At 40.4% G+C, this 5,170-nt stretch carries 6 protein-coding genes; 5 read left to right on the top strand and 1 reads right to left on the bottom strand.

All coding sequences use genetic code 11. From position 1 onward, the window contains the following. The first annotated feature begins 80 nt into the window (after positions 1-80). The 4 genes from AB204_RS19900 (at position 81) to AB204_RS19885 (ending at position 3,843) form a co-directional block, all read left to right on the top strand. Positions 81-1,532, top strand: coding sequence for a phage tail tape measure protein (locus AB204_RS19900; RefSeq protein ID WP_235428154.1), 1,452 nt, complete (start codon positions 81-83; stop codon positions 1,530-1,532). Continuing rightward, a complete protein-coding gene (locus AB204_RS19895; RefSeq protein ID WP_047965127.1) occupies positions 1,529-2,035 on the top strand; it encodes a phage tail protein in 507 nt (168 codons plus the stop codon). Before AB204_RS19900 ends, AB204_RS19895 begins: the two co-directional genes overlap by 4 nt. Further along, positions 2,032-3,525 carry a phage late control D family protein gene (locus tag AB204_RS23885; RefSeq protein WP_047965126.1) on the top strand — a complete coding sequence of 498 codons (1,494 nt, stop codon included), beginning with the start codon at positions 2,032-2,034 and terminating at the stop codon, positions 3,523-3,525. The genes AB204_RS19895 and AB204_RS23885 overlap by 4 nt, the downstream gene beginning before the upstream one ends. An 81-nt stretch (positions 3,526-3,606) precedes the next feature. Then, entirely contained in the window at positions 3,607-3,843 is a 237-nt protein-coding gene (locus tag AB204_RS19885; RefSeq protein WP_047965125.1) for an ogr/Delta-like zinc finger family protein, read from the top strand. A gap of 141 nt (positions 3,844-3,984) precedes the next feature. Here the strand turns inward: AB204_RS19885 and AB204_RS19880 are convergent, their stop codons facing one another. Then, complete coding sequence (locus AB204_RS19880; protein ID WP_047965124.1) at positions 3,985-4,203, bottom strand: YdcH family protein; 219 nt, start codon at positions 4,201-4,203, stop codon at positions 3,985-3,987. A gap of 269 nt (positions 4,204-4,472) precedes the next feature. On the opposite strand from AB204_RS19880, the gene eco reads away from it, so the two are divergent. After that, positions 4,473-4,949 carry a serine protease inhibitor ecotin gene (gene eco / locus AB204_RS19875; RefSeq protein ID WP_047965123.1) on the top strand — a complete coding sequence of 159 codons (477 nt, stop codon included), beginning with the start codon at positions 4,473-4,475 and terminating at the stop codon, positions 4,947-4,949. Positions 4,950-5,170 lie beyond the last annotated feature (221 nt).

The raw sequence follows: 5,170 nt of genomic DNA, 5'->3' as shown, positions 1-5,170 counted from the left end.
AGTTGGGGCTGAAAGCGTTTGAAGAATTAAAAGCCAGCCTCGCCTTCTTTGCTGATTTGGGTGTTCAGGCACTGGATAAGTTGAAATCCAGTCTGGATATATTTACTCAGATCGGGGTTCAGGGGCTGGAGGAGTTAAGAGCCAATCTGAATAGATTTGCGCAGGTGGGGATTCAGGCTATGGAGAATTTGAGAGATGGCTTGAAGGCATTTGCACAATTCGGCACCGAAGCGTTGGAAGCGCTAAGAGCAGCCATGGATTTTTTTGGCAAAACCGGAAACAAGGTTTTTGGCTCACTTAATAATGATGCTGATTTATTATCTAACAAAGGAGGTAAAGATACTTTTGGAAACCAAAGAAAAGGCTTGGGGATATTAGGGAATATTGGTCAAAAAGTTTTTGGAGTTTTAGGTAGTGGTATAAATATTCTGGCAAGTGTTGGTGTAAAAGGATTATCTTTTTTAAGTAGTGCTTTCAATGTATTAGGCAAGGCAATGATGTTTATTGGCCGGGCTATGATGGCAAACCCAATTCTTGCTGTTATTGGCATTATTGCAATGGCTGCTATTTATATTTGGCAGAATTGGGAAACATTAGGACCAAAATTTACAGCTTTATGGGAAAGCGTTAAAAATATCTTCAGCGGTGCTTGGGAAGGAATTAAAAACCTTGTGAATACCGCATGGGAAGGTATTAAGAGTTATTTCATGAATGGTGGGTTAATAGGCATTATCTACCAAAACTGGGATACCATTAAACAAAGTGCTTCAGATGCTTGGGAATCGGTTAAAGCTACAATAAGTGGAGTTTGGGAATCCGTTAAGCAGAATACATTAGAAATCTGGGAGAACGTTAAAAAATCAATTTCAGATAGATGGAATGAAATTGTTGCTGATGTTCAAGCCATTCCGGAAAAATTAAAAGCTGCGGGTTCGGAAATGATCGATAGCTTGTTAACGGGTATTCAAGAAAAATGGGAGGCCCTGAAAGGTAAGATTTCCTCTATTACTGACATATTTAAATCGTGGTGGTCAGGTGATGATAAAAAGGAAGTTGTTGTAAAAACCTCAAAGGAAATAACCAATAACGAAACTAATGAAAAAGCGAAACAGATTGGTCAATACGATAAAGGCGGCTCCATTTCAGCGGGAGAAATTGGCATCGTAGGTGAGCGCGGTCCTGAAATTATTAGTGGTTCGGCAAATGTCATCAGTCGTAAAAATACGGCGAATTATGCTGCCTTGGGGGTTGCTGTCGCTTCAATGTCTTTGCCCGTAGCGGCACAGGATGCACCGCTGCATCCGCAAAGTTTACCTACTCATTCTTATGAGGAAGTTCAGGCGAAAAGGGAGCGGAGTCAGCCACAACAATTTAGTGGCGCCCCGCAATATAACATTTATGTCTATGGTTCACAGGGACAATCCGCTCAGGATATTGCCCGCATGGTCAGACAGGAACTGGAACAACGGGAACGTATGCAGCAAGCCCGTATGCGTAGCTCATATTCTGATAGGGAGGAATTATTCTCATGATGGCTGCACTTGGTTTATTCGTTTTTATGTTGAAAACAACGCCATACCAGAGTTTTCAACATAAACAAAGCTGGAGACATGCCTTCAATAGCCGTGTGGGAGCACGGCCTGCCTGGCAGTTTATCGGTCCTGATAATGACACGGTCACTCTATCAGGGGAACTTTATCCTGAGCTGACAGGTGGTTCTCTTTCTCTGACCGCATTGAAATTAATGGCAGACAGTGGCAAAGCATGGTCTTTCATTGATGGTAGTGGTGCGATTTATGGCATGTTCGTTATCGAAAGCATTGATGAGACAAAAACGGAATTTATGTCGGGTGGTGCGGCCAGAAAAATCAGTTTTACACTGACCTTACGGCGGGTTGATAACAATTTGCTTGAAATGTTGGGAGATTTGCAAGAGCAGCTATCTGAAATACGGGACCAACTGCCTAAATCATTGGATGAGCTTTATAAACTTAAGGATCAAGCCATTGATAAAGTTAAGGGAGCATTCTCATGATAGATTTTCAACAGTGGATACCAAGCACAGATTGGGTTCCCCAATTTGATTTGATTACTGGCAAAGATGGTGCACCGGCTTTTCGATTGGAAACCAATAACAAGGATATAACTGGCAAAATTCAATCACGTTTAATGTCCCTAACGCTGACGGATAACCGCGGCTTGGAGTCAGATCAGCTGGATATTGAGTTGGATGATGCGGATGGGAAACTTATATTTCCTTCCCGGGGCGATATCCTGATACTGGAATTGGGGTGGCATGGCCACCCCTTAACCCCAAAGGGAAAATTTGTTGTTGATGAAATTGAACATTCTGGTGCTCCGGATCGGCTGACAGTTCGTGCCCGCAGCGCTGATTTTCGTGGTGATCTGAATGTCAAGCGCGAAGCGTCTTATCATAAACACACGTTAGAGAGTATTGTGAGTACGATAGCCACGAGAAACTACCTGCAATTTCAAATCAGCGATGAATTGAAAGGTCTCTCTATGCATATCGATCAAACTAATGAATCTGATGTGAGCTTTCTGACACGCATAGCACAGCAGGAAGGGGCGATTGCTTCAGTCAAAAATGGTGAATTGCTGTTTATTCTTCAAGGACAGAATAAGAGTGCGAGTGGTATGGCAATTCCTCCTGTTTTGATTACTCGTCAATCAGGGGATAGCCATCGGTTTTCTCTGGCTGATCGTGAAGCTTATACAGGTGTGGTCGCTCAATGGTGGGATACACAAAGGGCATCTAAACAAACGGTAACCTATAAACGGCAGGAGTCAAAGAACACAAAGGTTGATGTTTCTGTTCACTACGATAGCAGTAAAACTCAGGTGTCAGATAAAACCGTGCTTAAAACGAGTAGTGCTCCTTCTAATTTTAGTTTTTTCAAAAGGCAAGATAAAAAAGACCACAAAATGGTGAAAGAGAAAAACAAAAAGCCAGGTGTTGTCGATTTATCGAAAAAAGACTCTAAAAAGAAGGGGGGTAAAACATCTCCTTATGACAAGCCCAGCCACAAAAAAGCAAAAAAGTTGGGTGGTGATAAGACCCGAAGAGATAAAAGTCAGTCTTATTATGAGGAAAAGCAAGAATCAGCGCTTGAGTCTCATGAAGCAACGACTGAAACCAAGACGACCAAACAAGAAGCCCAAAAATATTTGCAAGGAACAGAAGAGAATGTACTGAAACTCTCCCGTGTATATAACAGCAAAGAAGAAGCAGAACGTGCTGCTGAAGCAGTTTGGAAAAAACTACAGAGAGGTGCAGCTCAGTTTTCTATCACTTTGGCGAAAGGGCGCGCTGACATTTATCCTGAAACACCTGTACAAATTGATGGATTTAAGCCGGAGATAAACGGAACTAGCTGGACGATAGTGAAAGTGACCCATAATCTCAATGACAGTGGTTTTACAACATCATTAGATCTCGAGATTAAACTTGATGATATCGAAATCAAAGCTGAGGATACTGAAACCAAAACTGAGAACACCTAAATAAACACTTGATCTCAATATGAGATCTTTGGTATATTGTTCACCAGACGAGAAGATGTTATTTCAAGAAAGGTGAACAATATGATTAAGTGTCCTCTGTGTGATCAGTCAGCGCATACTCGTAGCAGCTTCGAGCATTCAAGCCAAACAAAGGAGCGCTATAACCAATGTCAGAACATCAATTGTGGAGCAACGTTCGTCAGCCATGAAACCTTTGTCCGTTTCATTTCTAAGCCGGGTGAAGTCCAGAATGTAACGCCGCATCCAAAGGCAAAAGCTAAGAGACAACCTCGCCAGAAAGCGGCTGCCGCACAATAAATAACGAAAAAATCATTGCTCCGGTTTTTGCCACCATTATGGTGGCTTTTTTACGGATGTGGAATTGGCAAGGTTCTCTAATCGAGAACTCCATATGACGCCTACTTATAAACAAAGCAGGCGTTAAAATTATTGGCAGGGCTATTTCTGATATTCTGCCTGCAAAATCCTTTGCATCTCATCTTTGATGTGTAATTTTTCTTTTTTCAGACGTATAACTTTATCGCTGTAGCCAGTTCCATTTGGGCCTTCAAGCTGGGTTATCTCGTGGTCAAGTCGGTTATGTTTTTCAAACAGGGATTGGAAGCGGGGATGAGATTCTTTCAGGTTGGATACTAAATCACGATATTCTGGAAACATGAGACCTCCTATACGAAATTTACGACCACACTATATGAGTGTAGCAGCCCATTGTAATCTCAGATTTGAGAGATATCACATAAAAAGATCTGGTACTCTTTATAAGTCTAACTCATTGTTAATGAAAATTAATATTAACTTTTATTGCATATACTTCAAGTTTATGGAATAAGCCTAAAAATCAGTGCATTGCCAAAAAAACATAATTCACATCAGTATTTTTGTTGTTATGATTCAATCTCCTTTTTAAATATATTCAGAGGTGATATATGAAAAAATATCTATTTCCTTTAGCTGCTTTGATGGTATCGACTTCTGTTTTTGCTGACAAAAAACTGGAAGATGTAGCACCTTATCCTGCTGCTTCTGAGGGAATGGTACGCAGTGTGATTGAACTTCCTCAGAAAGAGCATGAAAACAACTACATGGTTGAGTTGATGATTGGCAAGGACATGAAAGTGGATTGCAACCATCATTGGTTTGGTGGCAAGTTGGAGACGAAAGTATTGGAAGGATGGGGATATGATTACTATGAGCTAAATAAAGTCTCTGGTCCCGCTTCAACAAAAATGGCCTGTCCAAATAAGGAAAAAACAGTACGTTTTGTTCAGATTAATTTAGGTAAAGATGCGTTTATACGTTATAACAGCAAATTACCTATCGTGGTATATACACCAAAATCGATGACAGTTAAATATCGTATTTGGCAGGCATCGGATGAAGTCAAGGCAGCAGTGCATAAATAATCTATTGACTTAGTAAATCAACAACCTGAGTTTTCGTTATATTAAACTCAGGTTGTTCGATTTATAACATTATCTTCTGTTTTTAAATTATTTTACTTTTAATAAGCAAGATGTTTCTACGACATTATTTGTTACCAAGTTAACAATAGAGCATCCATAAGAAACTAAACCTTAAATTCACCTTGATGATATTTGTCTCTCATTTTTTCTGCCTATGATTC

Source organism: Xenorhabdus khoisanae (assembly GCF_001037465.1).
GTDB classification, from domain to species: Bacteria; Pseudomonadota; Gammaproteobacteria; order Enterobacterales; family Enterobacteriaceae; genus Xenorhabdus; species Xenorhabdus khoisanae.
Note: the sequence above shows the minus strand (reverse complement) of the source record. Positions and strands in the feature narration are given on the sequence as shown.

What these genes read in the sequence shown, in the direction of transcription:
- AB204_RS19895 (WP_047965127.1), top strand. Translation starts at nt 1,529, where the DNA reads ATGATGGCTGCACTTGGTTTATTCGTTTTTATGTTGAAAACAACGCCA.
- AB204_RS23885 (WP_047965126.1), top strand. Translation starts at nt 2,032, where the DNA reads ATGATAGATTTTCAACAGTGGATACCAAGCACAGATTGGGTTCCCCAA.
- AB204_RS19885 (WP_047965125.1), top strand. Translation starts at nt 3,607, where the DNA reads ATGATTAAGTGTCCTCTGTGTGATCAGTCAGCGCATACTCGTAGCAGC.
- AB204_RS19880 (WP_047965124.1), bottom strand. Translation starts at nt 4,203, where the DNA reads ATGTTTCCAGAATATCGTGATTTAGTATCCAACCTGAAAGAATCTCAT.
- eco (WP_047965123.1), top strand. Translation starts at nt 4,473, where the DNA reads ATGAAAAAATATCTATTTCCTTTAGCTGCTTTGATGGTATCGACTTCT.